Annotated in this window: 15 protein-coding genes; 9 read left to right on the top strand and 6 right to left on the bottom strand. The window is 67.8% G+C overall.

Annotated features, from left to right (window positions below):
• A partial coding sequence (locus FFK22_RS36275; protein WP_306770226.1) for a response regulator occupies nt 1–2,373 on the bottom strand: 2,373 nt, incomplete at its 3' end.
• Nucleotides 2,374–2,564: 191 nt separating this feature from the next.
• The gene (locus tag FFK22_RS36270; RefSeq protein ID WP_138888644.1) at nt 2,565–2,948 is read right to left on the bottom strand and encodes an Hpt domain-containing protein; all 384 of its coding nucleotides are present in this window, start codon (nt 2,946–2,948) and stop codon (nt 2,565–2,567) included.
• Between the two features lie 281 nt (nt 2,949–3,229).
• Here FFK22_RS36270 and FFK22_RS36265 point away from each other — a divergent pair, with 281 nt between their 5' ends.
• The 9 genes from FFK22_RS36265 (at nt 3,230) to FFK22_RS36225 (ending at nt 14,957) form a co-directional block, all read left to right on the top strand.
• Nucleotides 3,230–4,843 (top strand): DUF3131 domain-containing protein, encoded by a 1,614-nt coding sequence (locus FFK22_RS36265; protein WP_221939118.1) that lies wholly within the window; start codon nt 3,230–3,232, stop codon nt 4,841–4,843.
• A gap of 50 nt (nt 4,844–4,893) precedes the next feature.
• Nucleotides 4,894–6,231, top strand: coding sequence for a DUF3131 domain-containing protein (locus tag FFK22_RS36260; RefSeq protein ID WP_186002852.1), 1,338 nt, complete (start codon nt 4,894–4,896; stop codon nt 6,229–6,231).
• The gene (locus tag FFK22_RS36255; protein WP_306770225.1) at nt 6,231–7,790 is read left to right on the top strand and encodes a peptidoglycan-binding protein; all 1,560 of its coding nucleotides are present in this window, start codon (nt 6,231–6,233) and stop codon (nt 7,788–7,790) included. The genes FFK22_RS36260 and FFK22_RS36255 overlap by 1 nt, the downstream gene beginning before the upstream one ends.
• Nucleotides 7,709–9,739: a glycoside hydrolase family 3 protein gene (locus FFK22_RS36250; protein ID WP_221939117.1), complete on the top strand. Its 2,031-nt coding sequence runs from the start codon at nt 7,709–7,711 to the stop codon at nt 9,737–9,739. The genes FFK22_RS36255 and FFK22_RS36250 overlap by 82 nt, the downstream gene beginning before the upstream one ends.
• Nucleotides 9,740–9,922: 183 nt before the next feature.
• Complete coding sequence (locus FFK22_RS36245) at nt 9,923–11,104, top strand: PP2C family protein-serine/threonine phosphatase (RefSeq protein ID WP_138888649.1); 1,182 nt, start codon at nt 9,923–9,925, stop codon at nt 11,102–11,104.
• On the top strand, nt 11,097–11,438 hold the full coding sequence (locus FFK22_RS36240) for an STAS domain-containing protein (protein WP_138888650.1): 342 nt from the start codon (nt 11,097–11,099) through the stop codon (nt 11,436–11,438). The genes FFK22_RS36245 and FFK22_RS36240 overlap by 8 nt, the downstream gene beginning before the upstream one ends.
• Before the next feature lie 11 nt (nt 11,439–11,449).
• Nucleotides 11,450–11,890, top strand: coding sequence for an ATP-binding protein (locus FFK22_RS36235; protein WP_138888651.1), 441 nt, complete (start codon nt 11,450–11,452; stop codon nt 11,888–11,890).
• 63 nt (nt 11,891–11,953) lie between these two features.
• On the top strand, nt 11,954–13,126 hold the full coding sequence (locus FFK22_RS36230) for an acyltransferase (RefSeq protein ID WP_221939116.1): 1,173 nt from the start codon (nt 11,954–11,956) through the stop codon (nt 13,124–13,126).
• On the top strand, nt 13,119–14,957 hold the full coding sequence (locus FFK22_RS36225; RefSeq protein WP_138888652.1) for a glycosyltransferase: 1,839 nt from the start codon (nt 13,119–13,121) through the stop codon (nt 14,955–14,957). The genes FFK22_RS36230 and FFK22_RS36225 overlap by 8 nt, the downstream gene beginning before the upstream one ends.
• Nucleotides 14,958–15,020: 63 nt before the next feature.
• Here FFK22_RS36225 and bcsN read toward each other — a convergent pair whose 3' ends face one another.
• The 4 genes from bcsN to FFK22_RS36205 form a co-directional block, all read right to left on the bottom strand.
• Nucleotides 15,021–15,644: a cellulose biosynthesis protein BcsN gene (bcsN, locus tag FFK22_RS36220; RefSeq protein WP_138888653.1), complete on the bottom strand. Its 624-nt coding sequence runs from the start codon at nt 15,642–15,644 to the stop codon at nt 15,021–15,023.
• A gap of 2 nt (nt 15,645–15,646) precedes the next feature.
• Nucleotides 15,647–17,098, bottom strand: a complete 1,452-nt coding sequence (locus tag FFK22_RS36215) for a hypothetical protein (RefSeq protein ID WP_138888654.1) — start codon at nt 17,096–17,098, stop codon at nt 15,647–15,649.
• Complete coding sequence (locus FFK22_RS36210) at nt 17,083–18,126, bottom strand: glycosyl hydrolase family 8 (RefSeq protein ID WP_138888655.1); 1,044 nt, start codon at nt 18,124–18,126, stop codon at nt 17,083–17,085. Before FFK22_RS36210 ends, FFK22_RS36215 begins: the two co-directional genes overlap by 16 nt.
• A gap of 10 nt (nt 18,127–18,136) precedes the next feature.
• On the bottom strand, nt 18,137–20,346 hold a 2,210-nt coding region (locus FFK22_RS36205; protein ID WP_143956918.1), incomplete at its 5' end, for a cellulose biosynthesis cyclic di-GMP-binding regulatory protein BcsB.

The raw sequence follows: 20,346 nt of genomic DNA, 5'->3' as shown, positions 1-20,346 counted from the left end.
TGACGAGCTGGCGTCCTCCGCCGAGAAGATCAGCACCGGCTCACGTGGCGTGCGCGCGTTGATCGTCTTGAGGAGGTCGAGGCCGGAGCCGTCGGGCAGCCCGACATCGATGATGATCAGGTCGTACTGCCGCTCGGTCAGCCTCTGCTGGGCCTCCCGCAACGATCGCGCCGGTATGATGTCCGCCTCGTCGCGGACGATGGCGCCCACCACCTGAATCACGTCATCGTCGTCCTCGACATGCAGGACGCAGGCGCGGCCGTCGCGTTTCCGCATCCCCGCCTGGTACAGCGCCGTGCGCAGCCGCAGCTGCTCGATCGGCTTGTCCAGCCAGTCGACGATGTTGATCACACCGTTCAGCGTGCGCTTGCCCTCCTCGGCAACGGCCGAGACGACGATGATCGGCAGGGCGGCGGTGGCTGGGGCATCGCGCAGCTTCCGGATCAGCGAGATGCCGTCCATGCCCGGCAGCAGCAGATCGACGGTCATCGCATCATACTGGCCGGTACAGGCTTTCTCCAATGCCGTCTCGGCATCCCGGGCGATGTCGACCCGCCAGCCATCCTGCTCGATCAGCAGGCCCAGCAGGGTGGCGACGTCCGGATCGTCCTCGCACACCAGCATCCGCCGCCGGGCGTCGCCCGGCTCCTCCGCCGGCGCTTCGGCCAGGAGCGGCAGGGTCAGCCAGAAGCGCGTGCCACCCCCTTCTGCCGCCTCGAAACCGATGCGGCCGCCATGGCGCTCGATGATCGCCTTGGCGATCGACAGCCCGAGGCCGGAGCCGCCCTTGCGCCGCACGTCGCTGGCGTCGGCCTGAGCGAAGCGCTGAAAGATCCGGTTCCGGAATTCCTCGGGAATGCCGACGCCGTAATCCCGCACGCTGATCCGGACAAGCGAGCCGAAGGCATGAACGGCCACATCCACCACCGCCCCGCGCGGGGAGAACTTGGCCGCATTCGACAACAGGTTGGTCAGCACCTGGATGATCCGGCCGGCATCGCCTTGCGCCAGGAGAGGCACGTCGGGCCGGGCCGATACCCAGTACTCCACCCCGTGCTCGGCCGCATAGGCCTGGTTCATTTCGACGGCCTGGTCGACCAGCCCGCTCACTTCCAGCTGATCATGCCTGAACTCGATTCGTCCCGACTCGATCCGCTCGATATCGAGAATGTCGTTGATCAGTCCGACCAGGCGCTCGCTGTTCTTGTGCGCGATCTCCAAGAGCGATTTCGCCTTGTCCGGCAGCCCCCCCGCCGCCCCGGCGACGACGAGCCCCAGCGAGCCCCGGATCGAGGTCAGCGGCGTGCGCAACTCGTGGCTGACCGTCGACACGAACTCGTTCTTCAACTGATCCAGCCGGTGCCGCTCGGTCACGTCACGGAGGATGCAGACAGACATGCCGCGGCCGTCGCGCTCGAACACACCCGTCGAGATCTCGACGGGGAAATCACTGCCGTCATGCCGGATCACCCGGACCTCGCCTCGCGGGCGCTCACCGCCCGCCAGCGCCGGCACGAGCCCCGCGACATCGGACCCGAGCAGGTCTTGGCTCGGCACACCGAAAGCCTCACCGCAGGCACGGTTTGCCAACTCGATCCTGCCGTCCTGGTCGATGACGAGGATCGGGTCGCGGGCGCTGTCGAGCACGGCCTGCAGCTGCCCGCGGCTTTCCGCCAATGCGCGGGCGTCGGAATCGCTCTCCAGCTTGGCGCGCTCCATCTCCCGATAGCGCTTGTGATTGGTCGCGACCTGGCGCGCTAGAGCCCAGGTCGCCAGCAGCCCGCACAGAACGGCCAGCACGGCGACACCGGCCAACAGCCACATGATCCGTCGCAGCGTCGTCTCCGTCGCCGCCTGGCGCTGAGCCAGCAGCGCCCCTTCGGCCGATACCGCCTCCTCAATGATCGTGCGGAAGGCCGGAGCCTCATCGAAGCGTTCCGTGACGAGGTTCCGAGCGCCATCGACATCCCCCCGCTGGACCGCCGCGATGATCCGGTCATTGGTCGCCAGGATCTGCTCGGCAAGCAGTATGGCGGCATCGATGCGCCGAACCTGATCTAAATCCTCGGCCGTCAGAGCGCGGAGGTCCAGAAGTGCTTCGGTGGCCAGCCTCTCGGCGTCCTGCGCGACGGCGGCGTCACCCGGGTTGCGCGTCAGCAAGAAATTGTGGCTGTAGAGCTGGGCGCGCAGCAGGTGCTGCCGCACCTCCCCGATCGTGTTGATCACCAGACTGGTGTGATCGACCCAGCCCCGTGTCCGCGCATTGTCGGCCAGAAACTCCCTTCCGAGCCAGCCGGCGGTGCCGAAGAACAACAGAAGGGCGAGGACCGCAAGCACCACGATCGAACGGACCGGCCTCTCAAATCTCGCCATCGCCACGCCTCCCCGATCGTGTAAGCTCTGGCAGGCAAACAACTTGATAAAAGGTAGTTTCCATACAACTCACAAAGCCAAACAACAGCCTTGGACGTACCAAAAATCGGGTCGACGCTCATCTGCGCTGCACATCACCTTCGCAGAGAATCGGTGTCCTCGGTAGGCCGACACGCAGCCGGAGGCGGCCCTCAGGGACTCGCATCCTTCACATTCTCGCTCAGAAAGGCCGCGAAAGCCGTGCGCGTGGCCGCGGCCGTCGCAAGAAGTTGCGGCACGAGAGTCCAACTTGTCGGCTCGGCGCGCTCTGAGCTGTCCTCGACCAACCGTGCCAGAGCGCTCAGACGCCGGGCCCCGAGCGTCGCCGCGCTGCCGGCGATCGAGTGCGAGGCGCGGCTCAACGCCGAATAATCCCTATCACTCTCAGCAGCAGCAATCCGTGCGAGACGTTGGTCCATCTCGGCGATGACGAGTCTCACCAGCTGCTGCACGAAGCTCGCATCGGCCCGCTCCGCCATGCGCTGCAGCACCCCATGGTCCAGAATGTCACTGTCCTTCGCTTGGTCGTCTGTCATCGTGCAATTTGAGATAATTTTCGCAAAACTATTAGAATCACAGGCCTGTCAAGATATGTTGAAACCGATTATGATTGCAGTCAGATAATATTCCAACCGATTTGGCGGAACTTTCATAGGTTGAAGTCCGGGGCCGATTGCTTGGTCGAAATGCCACGCCCGCCACCGGTCTCAGTCTCAGGTCATTCCCCTTCAGCCGGTGGCGGATGATGCAGCGACGCAGAAGAATCCCAAGCAGTGTCGCACTGATCGGAATTCTCGCAGCAGGCATCGGTGCCGTCATGGTGACGCGCGACACGCCGCCAGCCTCCGCGGCCGAGCCGGCGGCACCGCCAACGCCCGAAGTCACGCAGCCAGCCCCGGCGCCGCAGCATCCCGGCCGCAACGGCCCGCTGACCGAGCGCGAGCGGAAGATGGCCGAGGCTGCCTGGCAGTACTTCGTCCACGCGACCCAGGAGAAGACCGGCCTCGCCAACGCGGTCGGTGCCTATCCGTCGACCACGCTCTGGGACACCGCGTCCTACATCAGCGCCCTGGTGTCGGCCTACGAGCTTGGCATCATCGACAAGCGCGAGTTCGACCAGCGGTCGCTGCGCGTGATCGGCGCGATCCGCGACTTCGACCTGTTCCGCGGCGAGCTGCCCAACAAGGTCTACAACACCCAGACCGGCGCCAAGGTGGACTACGGCAACAAGCCAGGCGAGGTCGGCTTTTCGGCCCTCGACGTCGGGCGAATCCTGGTCTGGTTCTACATCCTGAAGCAGCGCTACCCGTATCTGGCCAACAGCGTCGACCAGACCGTGCTGCGATGGAACTTCTGCCACGCCGTCGACGCACAGGGCCGGCTCTACGGCAGCGCGGTCGATAAGGATGGCAAGACCCAGTACCACCAGGAAGGCCGCCTCGGCTACGAGGAATACGCCGCCAAGGGCTTCGGCCTCTGGGGCTTCGACACCCGCCGCGCCAGCCAGGCCGCGCCCTATGGCTTCATCGACATCAACGGGGTGCAGGTCCCTTACGATTCCCGGGATCCTCGCGTCTACCACACCCAGAACTATGTCCTGACCGAAAGCTACCTGCTCGACGGCATCGAACTGAACTGGGACCTGCCGGACGACGACTATTCCGATCCGCAGTTGCACACGGATGGCTGGAGGGCCGAGTTCGCGCAGCGCATCTACCTGGTGCAGGAGCGGCGGTTCGACCAGACCGGCATGCTGACCGCGCGCACCGAGCACCAGGTCGACGGCGACCCCTTTTTCGTCTACGACACGATCTTCTCCGACGGCTACGCCTGGAACACGTTGTCGCCGCGGGACGAGTACGTCCCCGACCGGGCCGCCGTCGCCGTCAAGGGCGCACTCGCGATGTGGGTGCTCTGGAACACGCCCTACACCGACAAGCTATTCGAGGCCGTGGCCGACCTCTACACGCCGGATGGCGGGTTCTACGAAGGCCTCTACGAGAACGGGGGGGGCTTCATCCCGCTCCAGACCGCCAACAACAACGGTATCCTGCTGGCAGCCCTGCTCTACAAGGTGCAGGGGCCGATCCTGCGCCGGGGAAACCGCGATCCCGAGGCCTGGTTTACCGCCTATGCCGACAGCGACCTGCGTGAGCAGCACTGCCTGCCGACCAAGCCGCTGCAGGTCGAATGCCCGACCCAGGACCTGTGCACGGCGCCGCCGGCCCCCTCGCTGCACGCCGAGGCCTTCACCTATTGCGAGCCGGTCCCGGCCGAGCAGTGGTACCCCGGCTGCGCCTTCCTGCATCCCGAGCCGGCCGCCCGCAATTGCAGCCCCGGCCAACCGATGACGCGCCCCGTGCCGAAGGCGCCCCCCATCCCCGGATCGCTGTGTCCGATCCGCAGCCCGCCCGGCGCGGCGGCGCCCTGAGCGGCCCGCCGGTTCCGCCGACACCGACGCCCGGAGACGGAGTTCGCCCGATGACGTTCCGCGAAGGCCTGATCAGAGCGCGCAGCCACATCATCTTCCTGCTGGCCCTGCTGACCGCTTTCCCGCTGATCATCGCCCTCGATCGCATCGGCACGCCGCCGGCGGCGACGGCGCCCCGGGACGATGCCACGGACGCGCTGGTCGCGGGCGAACGGCTTCCACTCGCAGCACAGGCGCCGCTGCGGGCCGACCAGCTTGAATGGGGACGCATCGCCTGGCGCTACTTCCGGGCGAACATCGACCCGGACACCGGACTGGCCAACTCGGCCGACCGCTATCCTTCCACCACCATGTGGGACACCGGATCCTTCCTGCTCGGCCTGATCTCGGCGCACCGCATCGGCGTGATCGACGAGGCGGAGTTCGACGACCGGCTCGACCGCGCGCTCGACAGCCTGGCCCGGCTGCCCCTGTTCGACGGTGCGCTGCCGAACAAGGCCTATCACACCCATACTTTGGCGATGGTCGACTACAACAACCAGCCGACCGAGCGCGGCCTCGGCTGGTCCGCCCTCGACATCGCCCGCCTGATGGTGCCGTTGCAGGTGATCCGCCAGGACTACCCGGACAAGGCGGCCGCGGTGGACCACATCATCAGCCGGTGGGACCTGTCCCGGCTGGTCCGGAACGGCGTCCTGATCGGCTCGGCCTCGCCGGGCGGGGCCGCGACGACCCTGCATCAGGAAGGCCGGATCGGCTATGAGGAATACGCCGCGAAAGCTCTGATCCTGGCAGGGCTGGACGCCTACCAGGCCTGGCGTACGGACGACACCATCGCCTTCGCCGATGTCGAAGGCGTGCAGGTGCCGATCGACGATCGCGTCGCCGAGAGGTACGGCGCCCAGGTCTATGCCACCAGCGAGCCCTATATCCTCGACGGGCTCGAATTCGGCTTCGACACCCGGTCCCGCGCCTTTGCCGAGCAGGTCTATCGCGCACAAGCGGCCCGGTTCGACCACACCGGCATCCTGACGGCGGTCAGCGAGGGGCACCTCGACCGGCCGCCGAACTTCGCCTATGCGACGGTCTGGGGCAACGGTGCCCCCTGGGCGGTGCTGACCGACACCGGCGAGCGGGTCGACCGCCTCCGCACGCTCAGCACCAAGACCGCCTTCGCTTGGGACGCGCTGCTCGACACGCCCTACACCAAGCGGCTGGTCGCCGAGGCCGTGACGATGAACAACCCGCAGGGCGGCTGGATCGAGGGACGGTACGAAGCCGACGGCAAGCCGAACGGGGCGGAGACGGCGAACACCAACGGAATCGTCCTGGAAACCCTGCGCTATCGCGCCTTCGGCCCGATCGTCAATCGGCATCCCGGGCCGTGATGGTTCGCCGGCGGCAGATCGGCGTCGTCCTCTTCATGACCGGCACGGTGCTGCAGGTGAGCGCCGCCTCGGCCCAGGCCCCGTCTCGGGAGGTCCTCGTCGACACGAGCCGCCCCTTCGCCCCCGGCGCAACGGAAGAACGCGCCGACACGCCGAGCGTCTTCGTCTGGGGCACCTATCAGGCGGGCATCGCGGCGGGATGGCACTATCGCTTCTCGCCCGACGCATCCGCCGTGTTCAGCCCGTCGGAGCGTCTGGAAGCGGATCGCATCCGGGTTCAATGCTCGCTGCAGGACAGGAGCTGCGACATCCGCATGCCGGACGGGCGATCGATCCGCGTCACGGCCTCCAAGGAACGGTCGCTGCCGCGGGCCGGAGGCACGCCGGCCGACGGCGCCGAGGTCGCGGAGGCTTATGCGGATTGGGTGCTGAGCCAGCTGCCGCCACCGCCTGCTCCACCGGCGCCCGCGGCGCCGGCCCCGTCGGCAGCGGCGACGCCCGCTCCCCCGCCGCCGGCCACCGCCCCCCCGGCCGCAAGCGGCAACGTCCCGCGAGCGCCGGCGCGCGCCGTTCCGGACCCGGCGATCGCAGAGCTCCAGCGCGCCCTGGCATCGCGGGGGTTCGATCCCGGCCCGGTCGACGGACGCATGGGCCGGAGAACCCGCGCCGCCATCGAGCAGGCGGAGCGGGCGGAGGGGTTGCCACCCACCGGCCGGCCGTCGCCGGCGCTGATCGAGCGGCTCGCGCGACCGCCGCCTGCCTCCCCGCAACCTACCCAGCCGGCCACCGCTCAGCCTCCCCCAGCGGCCAGCGCCGAAGCCGCCTCTGCGAACCAGGGATGGCCGCATGACTGCAGCGTCAGCGCCGGCTACACACCGCGATATTTCGACAATGCCAGCCTGAAGGATCGAAGCGGCAAGACCCAGCTGTTCCTGTCCTGCGGCGTCACCCCGATCCCGGGTCTCAACCTGCGCACGACGGCGATCTTCTACCCGAGGCCCGACCAGCAGCAGCCCTGGGATCCCGACTTCGTCTATTCGATCGCCTATCAGATCACCGGCGATCTCTCGATCGAATACGGCAACTACACCGGCAACCGCTGGCCCTGGCACAAGGACGACGATGCGACGGGATCCGTGCTGGGGGGATCGCTCCGGCTCAACTACAAGCTGCCCATCCCGGCCGACCTGTTCGGCGAGCTCAAGCCCGGGGAGAGCCCGTCGCTCGACTGCAGCGCCAGCATCGGGGTCGCACCGCGCTACTTCGACAATGCGAGCCTGGAGGACAAGTCTGGGAAGACCCAGCTCTTCCTGTCCTGCGGCTACACCGGGATCCCGCGGCTGACGCTGCGCGGCACGGCGATCTTCTATCCGATCGCCTCGCAGCAGCAGCCCTGGGACCCGGATTTCGTCTACGTCGTCAACTACAAGGTCACGGACGAGATCGCGCTCGAATATGCGAACTACACCGGCAACAGGTGGCCCTGGCACGACGACCCCGACGCTACCGGGACCATGCTCGGCGGCTCGTTCCGCCTGACCTACCAACTGCCCTTCTGACAAGAGCGACGGAGCAGACCATGAGGCGCCCCGCCTTCGACATCCACCGAGCCCTCGTGAACGGCTTCATCGTCGTAACCCTCGTAGCCCTTCCGCTGCCATCGGCGAAGGCGCAGACGCCCGCCCGGACCGCCGGCACGATCCATCCGGAGCTCTGGCTGGCTCAGGCTTCGCCGATCCCGCGCGATCCGGAGCTCGAAGCGTTCATCGATGGGCTGCTCGTGCGGATGACGCTGGAGGAGAAGGTCGGCCAGATCATCCAGGCAGACATCACGGCCATCAAGCCGGAAGATCTCCGGCAGTATCCGCTCGGCGCGATCCTGAACGGCGGCGATCAGCGGCCCGGTGGCGATGCCCATGCCCCGCCACAAGCCTGGCTGGCGCTCGCCGACGCCTTCTACGATGCCGCCAAGGCACGCGGCGGCACCTATGTGCCGCTGCTGTGGGGCACCGACGCGGTGCACGGGCACAACAACGTCCCGGGGGCGACGGTCTTCCCACACAATATCGGCCTCGGCGCCACGCGGGACCCCGATCTGGTCCGCCGGATCGGGACCACGACAGCGGCGGAGATGAGGGTGACCGGCCAGGACTGGGCCTTCGCGCCGACCGTCGCCGTGGCGCAGGACGCCCGCTGGGGCCGGACCTATGAGAGCTACTCTTCGGACCCCGCCGTCGTCGCCAGCCTCGGCGCGGCGCTCGTCGAGGGGCTGCAGGGACAGACCGGATCCGGCGAGTTCCTGCGGAACGGCCATGTCCTGGCGACGGCCAAGCACTTCCTCGGCGACGGCGCGACCGCTGACGGCAAGGACCAGGGCGATGCCGGGGTCCCCGAGACGGAGCTGCGGGACGTCCATGCCGCCGGCTATGCCGCAGCCGTCGCTGCCGGCGTCCAGACCGTGATGGCCTCCTACTCCAGCTGGCAAGGGCAGAAGATGCACGGAAACCGGGCTCTGCTGACGGATGTCCTCAAGGGCCGGATGGGGTTCGACGGCTTCGTCGTAGGCGACTGGAACGGCCATGCGCAGCTGCCGGGTTGCGCGAAGGAGAGTTGCCCGGCCGCGATCAACGCCGGGCTGGACATGTTCATGGCGCCGGACCGCTGGAAGGAGCTCTATGCGAACACCCTCGCCCAGGCAAAGTCGGGCGAGATCCCGATGAGCCGGCTCGACGACGCGGTGCGCCGGATCCTCCGGGTCAAGGCACGGGCCGGGCTGTTCGACGCGCCGCGGCCGTCCGCCCGGCCCTTCGCCGGCCGGTTCGACCGGCTCGGCTCCGTCGAGCATCGTGCCCTGGCGCGGCAGGCGGTGCGGGAATCGCTCGTCCTTCTCAAGAACGACGGCAATCTCCTGCCGCTGCGGCGCAATGCGCGGGTTCTGATCGCCGGCAACGGCGCAGACGACATCGGCCGACAGTCCGGGGGATGGACGCTCTCCTGGCAGGGTCTGGGCAACGGCAATGCCGATTTCCCAAATGGCCAATCGATCTATGCGGGACTCCGGGAGACGGTCGCGGCCGGAGGCGGAACGACCATGCTCAGCCCCGACGGCCGCTTCGCCGACAAGCCGGATGCCGCGGTCGTGGTGTTCGGAGAGTCACCATACGCCGAGGGCAAGGGCGACCGCCGATCCCTGGACTACAGCGCCGACGACCAACCGACCCTCGAAATTCTCCAACACTTGCGGCAGGCCGACATCCCCACGATTTCCGTCTTCCTGTCGGGCCGGCCGCTTCGGGTCGGTGCTGAGTTCGCCGCATCAAAGGCATTTGTCGTCGCGTGGCTACCCGGCAGCGAAGGTGGCGGCGTTGCGGATCTCCTGTTCCGCGACCGCGACGGCGGCGTTGCGAATGATTTTCGGGGAACGCTGCCGTTTGACTGGCCTGGCGACGCGTCGATCGGGATGCCCGCCTTTCCGATCGGCTACGGCCTGCGCTATGCAGTTGATTAATCCCTTCTGCCAATCAATAAAATTTTGCCTAACAAGCCGCTAACAAAATTATTGCAATTAATGGCGGTTGAGATATTCCTCCTATGAGCTAATTTTGATATTCAAGCGGGATTGAAGGTTACGCGTTTTTTCAACGCGCCTAGCTCGAGCGGGGTTGGTGCGAAGCATTCCTAGGACAGGCCGATGCGCGTTGTTGTGGCCGATGACGATCTGAGTCAGCGATTCTATCTCTCCGGCATGCTCGACCGGATGGGCCACGAAGCGCTGCCTGCCGCCGATGGCGGCGAGGCGCTTGCCCTGCTCGAGCGAGGCGACGTCTCGGTCGTGATCTCCGACATCGAGATGCCGGGCATGGATGGGCTCGATCTCGCCCGCACTCTCCGCGCTCGATCGTTCGGCCGATACATCTATGTCGTGCTCGTGACCGGGCGGGACCGACCGCAGGACTATGTGCTGGGGCTCGATGCCGGTGCCGACGACTTCATGTCCAAGCCCGTCGAACCGCCGATCCTGGCGGTGCGCCTGCGCGCGGCGGAACGGGTTCTGACCTATGACAGGGAGCTTCAGGTCAAAAGCCGCCATCTCGAGCAGGCGAAGCGGCAGATCGAAGACGACCTCGCGGCGGCCGGCGAAGCCCAGCGCGCATTGCTGCCGAAACGGGATCTGACACTCGGGTCCTGCCTGGTGCAGCGCCTGTTCGTGCCATCCCAATTCCTCTCCGGCGACATGTTCAATTACTTCGATCTCGGCGAAGGCCGGATCGGTTTCTACGCGGCCGACGTGTCCGGTCACGGGGTCCGACCTGCCCTGCTGGCAGCGTCGCTGGGCCATCTGATCACGCGAGGATTATTCATCGACGCCGTGCTTCAGGCCGGCTGCTCCGCCACCCCGGAACATCTTGCCGATCGCCTGAACCGGCGTTTCGTCAATGATGAGGACGTCAGCAACTACTTCAGCTTCGTCTGCGGCGTTATCGACCAGCATGCGCAGAAAGTCACGCTGTGCCAAGCGGGTCATCCCCATCCGCTGCTGATCCGCGGCGACGGTGAGCATCGCTGGCTCGGCGGCGGCGGCACGCCGCTCGGCCTGTTCGCCGGGGCCGAATACGAGCGAACCGTCGACCGGTTCGGCCCCGGCGACCGGCTCTTCATCCATTCCGACGGCATCACCGAAGCGGCCGATCCTGGCGGCGAGCAGTATGGGGATGACCGGCTCGTCCGTTTTGCGCTGGAGCGGCGTCGGGCGTCGGCCCGAGTGCTGTGCGAGCAGCTCGTCCCGACCCTGTCGGCGTGGACCGGCCAGACGGAATTCAAGGACGACATCTCGATGATCGTGTTCGACCGTTCGGAGCCCGACAATGCTTGAGCCCACCACAAGGACCAACGGGGTCACCGTCTTCCGCTTCCTGCAACCGCGTCTCGACGCCGCCAACGCACCGGCGTTCAGGGATCTGGTGGCCCAGGCGGTCGACCGGGGCGATGTCCGCATCGTCCTCGACATGGCAGGCGTGGACTTCGTGGATTCGAGCGGCCTGGGCGCTCTGGTCGGGGCGCTGAAGCGCGTGGGGACAAGGGGCGACCTGGCGCTCTCGGGCCTCCGCCCGCCGGTTCAGAAGGCGTTCAAGCTGACCAGGATGGACCGTGTGTTCCAGATCTTCCCCGATACGGACAGCGCCATGGGACGCCTGCGGGATACCTGAGGAGGCTGGCGATGACCACGTATCCGCGGACGATCGAACTGGGCAGTGACTACGCGCAGCTGCGACGGATCGGTCCGTGGCTGCGGAAGGTCGCGGGCCAGCATCTCCAGGCGGGTGTGATCGAGGATCTGGAGCTCGCCGCGACCGAGGCCGTCGCCAACATCATCCGCCACGCCTATGGCGGCCTGCCCGGCCGCCGGATCGTGATCGGGATCAGCTTCCATCCGACCGGGGCGGAGCTCGTCGTCGAGGACGAGGGCAGCCCCCCGCCTTCGGGACTTTTCGACCATCCCCCCACGGCTCCGGCCGACGGACCGATCGATATCGGGTCGTTGTCCGAGTCCGGCCGGGGACTCGCCATCATCCATGGCTGCGTCGACGAAGTGCGCTACGCGCGCCACGGCGCGACCAACGAGTTGCGTCTGGCCGTCCGGGATCGAGCGGCCCCTTAGGCCCAGGCGAAGCGAGCGTCATCGGGACGATCGCACGCCGGCCAGCAATGGAGGAGAGGAATCGTGAGCACACCCATCTCCCCTCATCCGCAAGGCTCCGGCCGTCTCGCATGGCTCGACGCCAACCGGTTCCTCGCCGCGCTGGGTGTCGTCCTGATCCACAGCACCACGGATTTCGGCGGCCAGCCCTTCGCCGCCTCGCCCCCGGCCGAGCGCATCGGTCCGGCCCTCATCCGCTCGGTGGCCGAGCTATCCGGGTCGGAGATGTTCCTGGTGTTCTCGCTGTTCCTGATCGCCTTCAAGCTCGAGCGCCGCAACCTTGGCTATGGCGCGACCGTCGGCGATCAGGCGAAGCGGGTTCTGATCCCCTTCGTCGTCTGGACCGTATTCTACGCCTTCTTCCGCCTCTTGAAGGCGGACACCTTCGGCTACGGCGACGCCATCGTGGCCGAGATCTCGCAATGGCCGTCCTGGGTCGGCTACTTGCTGCTGGGGTCGGCCCAGTACCATCTGCACTTCCTGCCGACCCTGTTCTTCATCGTCCTGCTGTATCCGGCGATGCTGGCGGCGGTGCGCTACCCGGTGGCCGGCCTCGCCATCATCCCGCTGATCTATGTTATGGACTTCGTCCAGGGCTGGTTCTGGGGCCATGTGCCCGACCCGATGTGGCGGGACTACCTGGTCCGGGCGGTGAAGATCGTGTGCTATCTCGGCTATGGGCTCGCCGCCGCGGCCTTCTACGGCATCTGGCGAAGGGGGCTGAGCCGTGCAGATGCTTGGCATCTCTTCGCCCTATCCCTGTTCCTGACAAGCGTCGCGTTCCTAGCGACCCTGGTCTATGGGGCACAGATCGCCGCCACCGGACAATGGGGCATCCGGCCCGGCGCCGCCTTCTATGGCCATTTCCTGATGCCGGTGCTCGTCTTCCTGGTGTTCATGACCGCGCAGTACGCGACCTGGTCGCCCCGGTTCAGCTGGCTCGCCCGGTTCACCTTCGGCATCTATCTGGTGCACCCGATCTTCATCGACCTCTACGACATCGCCCTCTATCGCTCGGGCTGGTCGCTTTCGCCGACGGTCATGGTGCTGACGAAGTACGTCCTCGCGGCCGCGGCCGCCTTCGCCTTTGCCCTCTTTCTCTCGAAGATCCGTCCTCTCGCCTGGCTGATCGGCCTGGGCCCGGTTCCGCTGCTGCCGCAGAAGCTGACGACGGCCGAGGCAGCCAGGCATGCCTGAAGGCAGCTCCGGCAACGCATTCTACTTCGAGCGGTTCGAGGATCGGCAGCCGGAGCCGCCGCTCGATCATTCCGTCGGCCGCGAGCTCCTGTGGCAATACCTCGCCACGATCGCCCTGATCCTGGGCGGCTGGTACATCTGGTGGCGCTGGACATCGTCGCTCAATCCCGAGGCGCTCTGGTTCGCGATCCCGCTCGCCGTCGCCGAGACCGGGGCCTATCTCGGCCTCGTGCTGTTCGTGATCAATCTGTGGACGGTGCGGGACCGGCCGATCGATCCGCCGCCGGCGACGATCAACGAATGCGTGGAGGAGCCGCTCCCGACCGACCGGCCGGTCGGCGTCGATGTCTTCTTCGCCACCTACAGCGAGGATCCGGAGCTCGTGCGCCTTGGCCTGCGCGACGCCAAGCGGATGCGCTACCCGCACCCGATCGATCTCCGCATCCATGTGCTCGACGACGGCAAGCGGCCGGCGATGCGGGCCGTGGCCGAGGCGGAGGGCGCCAACTACATCACGCGGTCGAGCAACATCGGCTTCAAGGCCGGCAACCTGCGCAACGCGATGGAGGTGACGACGGGCGATTTCATCGTCATCTGCGACGCCGACACCCGGCCGTTCCCGACCCTGCTGGAGCGCACGTTGGGCTATTTCCGCGACCCGAAGATGGCTTGGGTGCAGACGCCGCAATGGTTCTTCGATTTGCCTGAGGGCCTGCCTCTGGCCCAGTCCCTCGGCAGACGGCTGGGTGCCGCCGGCCGGGTGCTCGGCCGCGGCATCGAGCGGCTGATCGGCCCGGTTCGGGTCGGCGCCGACCCGTTCGTCAACGACCCCAAGATGTTCTACGATGTGATCCTGCGGCGCCGGAACTGGGCCAACGCCGCCTTCTGCTGTGGTGCCGGCTCGATCCACCGGCGCGAGGCGGTGATGGAAGCGGCGCTCCGCAGCTATGGGCTTGCGATCGACCGCACGACCGCGACGACGCTTCGCGACTGGAAGCGCGCCAGCCGTGAGCAGCAGGTGTCAGCGGAGCTCAGCACCGCGATCCGCAACGAGGCGATCCTCAGCGAAGAGCTGGTCCCCTACAAGTTCCACGTCTCGGAGGACATCTATACCTCGATCGTGTTGCACAGCGACCGCGAGCGAGGCTGGACGTCCTACCAGCACCCCTTCGTCGAATCGAAAATGCTGTCGCCGCAGGATCTGCTCGCCTGGACCGTGCAGCGGTTCAAGTATGCGGGCGGTACGCTCGACATCATGCTGCACGACAACCCGCTGTTCCGACGCGGCCTGACCCTGCCGCAGCGGCTGATGTACGCGACCACCTTCTGGTCCTATCTGGGCGGCATCTGGAACGTCATCTTCCTGCTGGCGCCGATCGTCTATCTGGTGACCGGGGTCGCCCCGATCGCCAGCTACTCCTCGGAATTCTTCGTCCGGATCATGCCCTTCCTGATCACGATGGAGCTGGCGATGATGGTCGGCACCTGGGGCATCCCCGGCTACCAGAGCAAGGCCAACTACATCGCTTTCTTCCCGGTCAATCTCCGAGCACTGTGGACCGTTCTGCGCGGCCAGAAGATCAGCTTTCCGGTGACGCCGAAGCAGCGTCAAGCCGGGCGGCACCTCTCGGTCGTCTGGCCCCAGATGGTGGTGGGGGGGCTGACGGTGGCCTGTCTGCTCTATGCCATCGCGGCCTATGCCCTCGGCCTGGGGCACTACCAGGCCGCCGGCATCCTGTCGAACGCGTTCTGGGGCCTGAACAACGTCTTTGCTCTGCTCGGCATGGTGCGGGCTGCACTTTGGGAACCCGAAGACGCGGAACCGGAATAGACAATGAAGGTCTGTCCGGAGCACTCGGTCAGAAGTCTCGGCAGCGAGGTCGCAGGGCAACCATCAGTATCCCGCCGCAAGACGCGCCGTCGGGTCGCCAAGAGCCGGATCGAGGGTCCAGTCGCCCATCAGCCCGAGCAGATCGTCCGGGGAGGCCGCCGCGTCGCACACGCGGAGCGTGATATCCGCCTGATCGATGCCGCTCGGTAGGGCAACGCCCAGCGACCGTTGCAGGCGCTGGAGCGCGAACAGGCAACCGGGGCTGCCTTCCGGCCGGCCGGACACATAGAGGAACGGCCCGTACCGGTTCTGCCCTTCCCGGATCGAATTGGCATCGACCGCGCCCACGGGCGCCGCGACCGCCGCCATGAACTGGTCACTCGTCACCCTGGTCGCCTTGCCGTCGGCGGAGATCTTCAGCGCGAGGAAGTTCTCGCCCTTTGCGCGCGTATCGTTGCGCAACACATAGCGCTGCTCCAGCGTCTCGCCGCCGCGGCGATCGGTGATCGCAAGCAGCATCGGCCGCAGGGATCCACCCAGCCGCAGCGCCCCGCGGTCGGCCGACACATCGCGCCAGAGCATCGTCGTCGATTGCGGATCGAAGCGCCCCGTCGGCACACAGCCCGCCGCCAGTATGGCCAGGGCGAGGACGAGCAGCGCGCGGAGCGGCGGGGATCGAGGATGCATGGTCAGCTGAATCCATAGAGTCCGCCGCGGGCGATGCGCACGCCCTCGCGGCTGTCCGGCGTGCTGAGCACCCGGTCGATGGCCAGGAAGACGTCCAGTGCCTCGCGATAGCGGCGCAGGTTGTAGAGTGCGAAGCCCCGCAGCATCTGAAGATCCCGTCTCGGCGGCGCCCCCAACTCGTCGCGTGCATCGAATAGGCGGAGCGCCTCCCGATAGTCGCCGCGCTGATGGGCCGCGGTGCCGAGTTGCGCCAGGACCTCGCCCTGAACCTCGCGATGCTGCTGGCCGGTCAGGGTCGCGTTGTCGATCAGGGTCTGCGCATCATCGACCAGCCCGCGTCTGAGCGTCGCGAGGATCAACCCATAGGTCGCATCCTGGACCTCGGCCGTGGCGCGCCCCGTGGATCGCACCGCGGCGAAGAGCGACGAGGCCTCCGTCGGCCGCGCCAGCTCGTAGAGGCACCAGGCGCGGGTCAGCTTCATTCCGGTCGCGGCGCTGCCATCCGTCAGCCGGAGACAATCCGCATAGGCGCCCGACTGCTTCGCCGCATCCGCGGCGGCGGCCTGGGTCGCGGCGGCACGGCTCGGCCCCGAAGCCCTCTGCGGCGCGGGGGTTGGCTGCGCCCCGCGGCGGCCGGCCTCGAGCGATTTCTGGACCTCGTCGATCGCTGCGACTTCGGCCCCCGATCTCTGCCGCGCCAAGGCATAGAGCTGCGCCATCTGCTCGGCCGACAGGAACGCATTCGCCTTCTGCAGCGTCGCCACCCGCTCATGCAGGTTGCTGCAGGTGCCGACCAGGCTCCGATACAGGTCGAAGGCGGAGGCTGTCTGCTGCAGTCGGGCGAAGGCTTCGGCCGTTCGCCAGACTGTGTCGGTGCGGGCGCAGTTCAGCAAGTCCGGCTGCCGGCGCGCCTGGTCGATCACCGCCTGCCATTGCGCGGTTTCGCTGGCCGTTGCGAGCTTCTGCTGCCCTTCGGCGATGTCGAGCTGGCGCAGCAGGTCGGCGGAGGGGGTGTAGGTCGGATTGGCCTGCTGGAGCTGGGCGATCCGCGTCCTCACCTCGGCGTAGCGGCCCGCCCCGAACAGGTCCCACAGCTCCTGCTCGTTCACCGTCGGGGCGGCCTGCCCACCCATCAGATCCGCCGGTGGCTGCCAGCTCGGATCGATGCCGCGCAGCCGCCGGATCTCGGATTCGACACGGTTCCAGTCCTTGATCTCGACATAGTAGCGCAGCGCCGTGAGGTCCCGCTCCTCGATCCGGCGCGGCGCGGCGGGCGCCGCCTCGGGAGGGGGAGTCGCGTCAGCCGAAGGCTGCGCCGGCGTCGCTGCAGGGGCAGCGCCGGCCGGCGGCTGGATCACCTGAGCCACGAGAGTGGGCGTCGGCGGCGCCCCGAACGCCGCCGCCGGCATGGCGACCATCATCACGGTGGTGGCGAATGTCAGAGAGGGGCGCATGTCGGATATCGCTCCCGCTGCACGATTCGGGTGAGCATCAGAAGGGTGGAGGGGTAGTAGGGTTCGGCCGCGCGCAACGCCGGGGGATCGCTGAAGCCCGGCGAGTCGAGAATGCAGGAGACGAGGTCCGGCAGCCCGAGATAGCCGACGTCCAGGCTCCGCTCGACCACCTTGCCGGACACGGCGTCGACGACCATGGGCATGCCATCGGCGCGATCGCCCCAGAGCGCATCGAAACGCTGGATGGCCGGATCCTTCGGAAACCCGGCCCACAGCAGGTAGAGCGGGATGCGATAGGCATTGTAGCCGATGACATCGGGCTGGTCCGGGGCCGGGCCCAGGCGGCCGTCGGGGTGCAGCGCGATCCAGTCGGGCGGCGGTCGCCCGGCCGTGCCGGTCTGGTCGATCAGGGCCAGCCCGCTGTCGAGCACCCTGCCCCATCGATCGTCGTCGAAGGCCGTCTTGAAGTCCTGCAGCGCGGGGAAAATCCAGTAGGACAGATTGATCACCGTCCCGCCGTCGGGCAGCGAGAAGCCCTGCACGCCCGGGAGGAGCACGATCCGACCGGACACGTCCGCGGTGGCATGGTCGAGCGTCGATTGCGCCAGCCTGGCCGATGCCTCCCGGTAATCGGCATCGTTCCAGGCCCTGCCCGCTCGCAGCAGCGCCCAGGCCACGAGGATATCGCCGTCGGTCGCATTGTTCCGGTCGGTCACGCCCCGGCGCCCGGGATCCCAGCGCCAGGCCAACAGGCCGTCCTCGCGCACCTGCAGGTTGGCCCGGGTCCAGTTCCACACCCTGGCGAAGGTCGACGGATCGGCATGGGCGACGGCGAGGAGCATCGCGTAGCCCTGCCCTTCCGAATGGCTGACGCCGCCATTGGGCACGTCGATCACGCGGCCTTCCGCCGTGACATAGGCTTCGCGCCAGAGCGCCCATTGCATGTCGGTCTGGTCTGCGCGCGCCACCCCGGGGCATGACGCGGTGACGAACACACCGATCAGGCTCCAGAGCAACAGGCTTCGCATCAGACCCCCGTCAGCGCGTTCGGCGGACGCCGAGGCGCCCGAGCAATGTGTGGGTGACAGCCGCGGCGATCACTGACAAGGCGAGAACCGCGATCGTCCATAGCGTCCCGTTGCGCGAGAACCAATGGCCGGCCACCATCAGCATGTTGGCTGATAGGAATGGCTTCGTCATCACCAGCGATTGCTCCGCCGGCTGATGAAGGCTCCATCCGTCGGCCAGGAGCAGCGCCGCATCCCCGCCCAGGGCAGACCAGGCCGGGGACCGCGTCGCCCGGGCGGCGAAGGCGGACAGCGCCTGGGGGTCGGTCGCCGTCACCAGCGTGACCAGGCCCGGCGCCCCCTGCCATTGGCCGACGAAGCCCGCGGCCTGGATCTTCTGGGTGGCGAGCCAGTCCGGCACGGATGGCCCGGTGTCGTGCCATCCCACCAGCCGCTGGACGTCCTTCAGCAAATCGTCCCAGAGCGACGACGCCTGATCGGCGATCGTGTCCCGGCCGGCGCGCTGGTCCAACTGCGCCCGCCAGGCGAGACGGGCATCGGCCGAGCCGTCGCCTCGTGCCGAACCGGCACCCGGCTGCCCGGCAGCCGGCGGCACAGCCGGAAGGGCGCTGCCGGCCGCGGACTCCTGGGCGAGATGCGGAGCGATCTCCGCCGGGGACATCGGCGACTCGACGAACAGCCCGCTCGGCAGCGTCCCCACCGGCCCCACGGCGAGGATCGGGCCGGGCGGCCCGGCCAAGGACAGGGTCGGCTCGAACCGCACCGGATCGTCGGAGATGGCGTTCAACCGCGCCACGACCGTGAGGGCGGCGCCCACCGTACGCGGGTCCAGGTCGGACAGGAACAGGCGGGCCGGGCCGGGGCCGGCATAAGGATAGCCGGTCGTCGAGGTCAGGGAGAGGTCGGGCAAGGCCACCATGTGCGGCGCATTGTCGAAGACCAGGGAGGTGTCGCCGAACAGCGTGGCGAACGGACGATCGCCGCCCGCCTCCGGACAGGCCTGCTGAGGCACCTGGGCCGGCACGCTGAAATCGAACCTCACCGTGTTTTCCCCGGCATGGAACAGGCGCAGCGGCAGCTGGTATTCCTCGTTCTCGATCACCTCGCCGCCGCTCTGACCGAACGGGCGCATGGCCAGCGCCGTTCCGTTCAGCGAGAGGGTCATGCTCCCACCCGGCGGCAGGCCGCCGTCATAAGCCAGCATCAACCTGAGCCGGGCGACCGAGTCGTTGCTCACCAGGAAATCGGCCGGCAACCGCATGACGGCATCGACCTGCCGCCGATGCTCGGTGATCGGGACGTCGCCAAGTCCGAGTTCCGTCAGCGTGACCTGTTGGCCGCGCTCGATCGCGTGGGGCCGGCTTCCCGCCAGAGGCGTCGCGTCGGCCCACAGGCGCGCCAGCAGGTCGCGGGGCGCCCCCTGCAGCAGGAGGACGGGCGCGCCGTCGGCCGCCGGCCGCACGGATGCGGCGTCGGTGCCGCCGGCCAGGACGATCCGGGGCCTGCCGCCTGCATCGATTCCGCCAAGCCCGACATCGAAGCTCGGCGAGAGATCCGGCATCGCCTTGCCGAGAAGCGTGGTCACGGACACCAATGTGCCGAGCGTGTCGGCTGTCAGCGGCACCCGCAGGGAGACCGGGATCGGCTCTCCGCGAGCGCTGGCGGCCGCAGCCGCATCGATGAAGCCGGTGATGTCGGAGGCGGCACCGAGATCCTTCGCAGGCATGACGATGCCGCTCCGACCCGAATCCAGCTGGGTCCAGAGGTCGAAGCCCGCTCCGGGGCCGCACAGCACGCGATGGGTCGCCCGGCCGCTGATCGTGAGCAGATTGCGCCCGGGCTGCAACAGGCCGGGCGGGACCGGCAGGCTGGTCTCGCCGGTCCCTGCGAAGGTATCGGGCTCCAGGGTGCCGATCGGCTTGCCGTTGAGGCCGACGTCGAGACGCGAGCGCTCCGGCAGAAGATCGGCGCCGCTCAGGTGGACGAGGGACAGCGTTGCGCCGTCCGCCAAGCCGAGCGGCGGGGCAATCAGGGCGAAACGGGCCGCCACGCGCTCGCCGGACAGGCGCAGGCCGGAGGTACCTTCGACCGGGATCAGCGGCAGCCGGACGTCCGGTGCCGCGGCAGCTGGCGCGGGCGCATTGCCCTGGCTCTCCGGCGCGGGAACGGCCGCCCGCTCCGGGGCGCTCGCCGCCGGTGGCGCCGCCGTGGCCGAGGGAG

The organism is Mycobacterium sp. KBS0706, from assembly GCF_005938675.2.
Lineage (GTDB): Bacteria > Pseudomonadota > Alphaproteobacteria > DSM-16000 > Inquilinaceae > Inquilinus.
The sequence above is the reverse complement of the archived record's forward strand: the minus strand, read 5'-3'. Positions and strand labels throughout refer to the sequence as shown.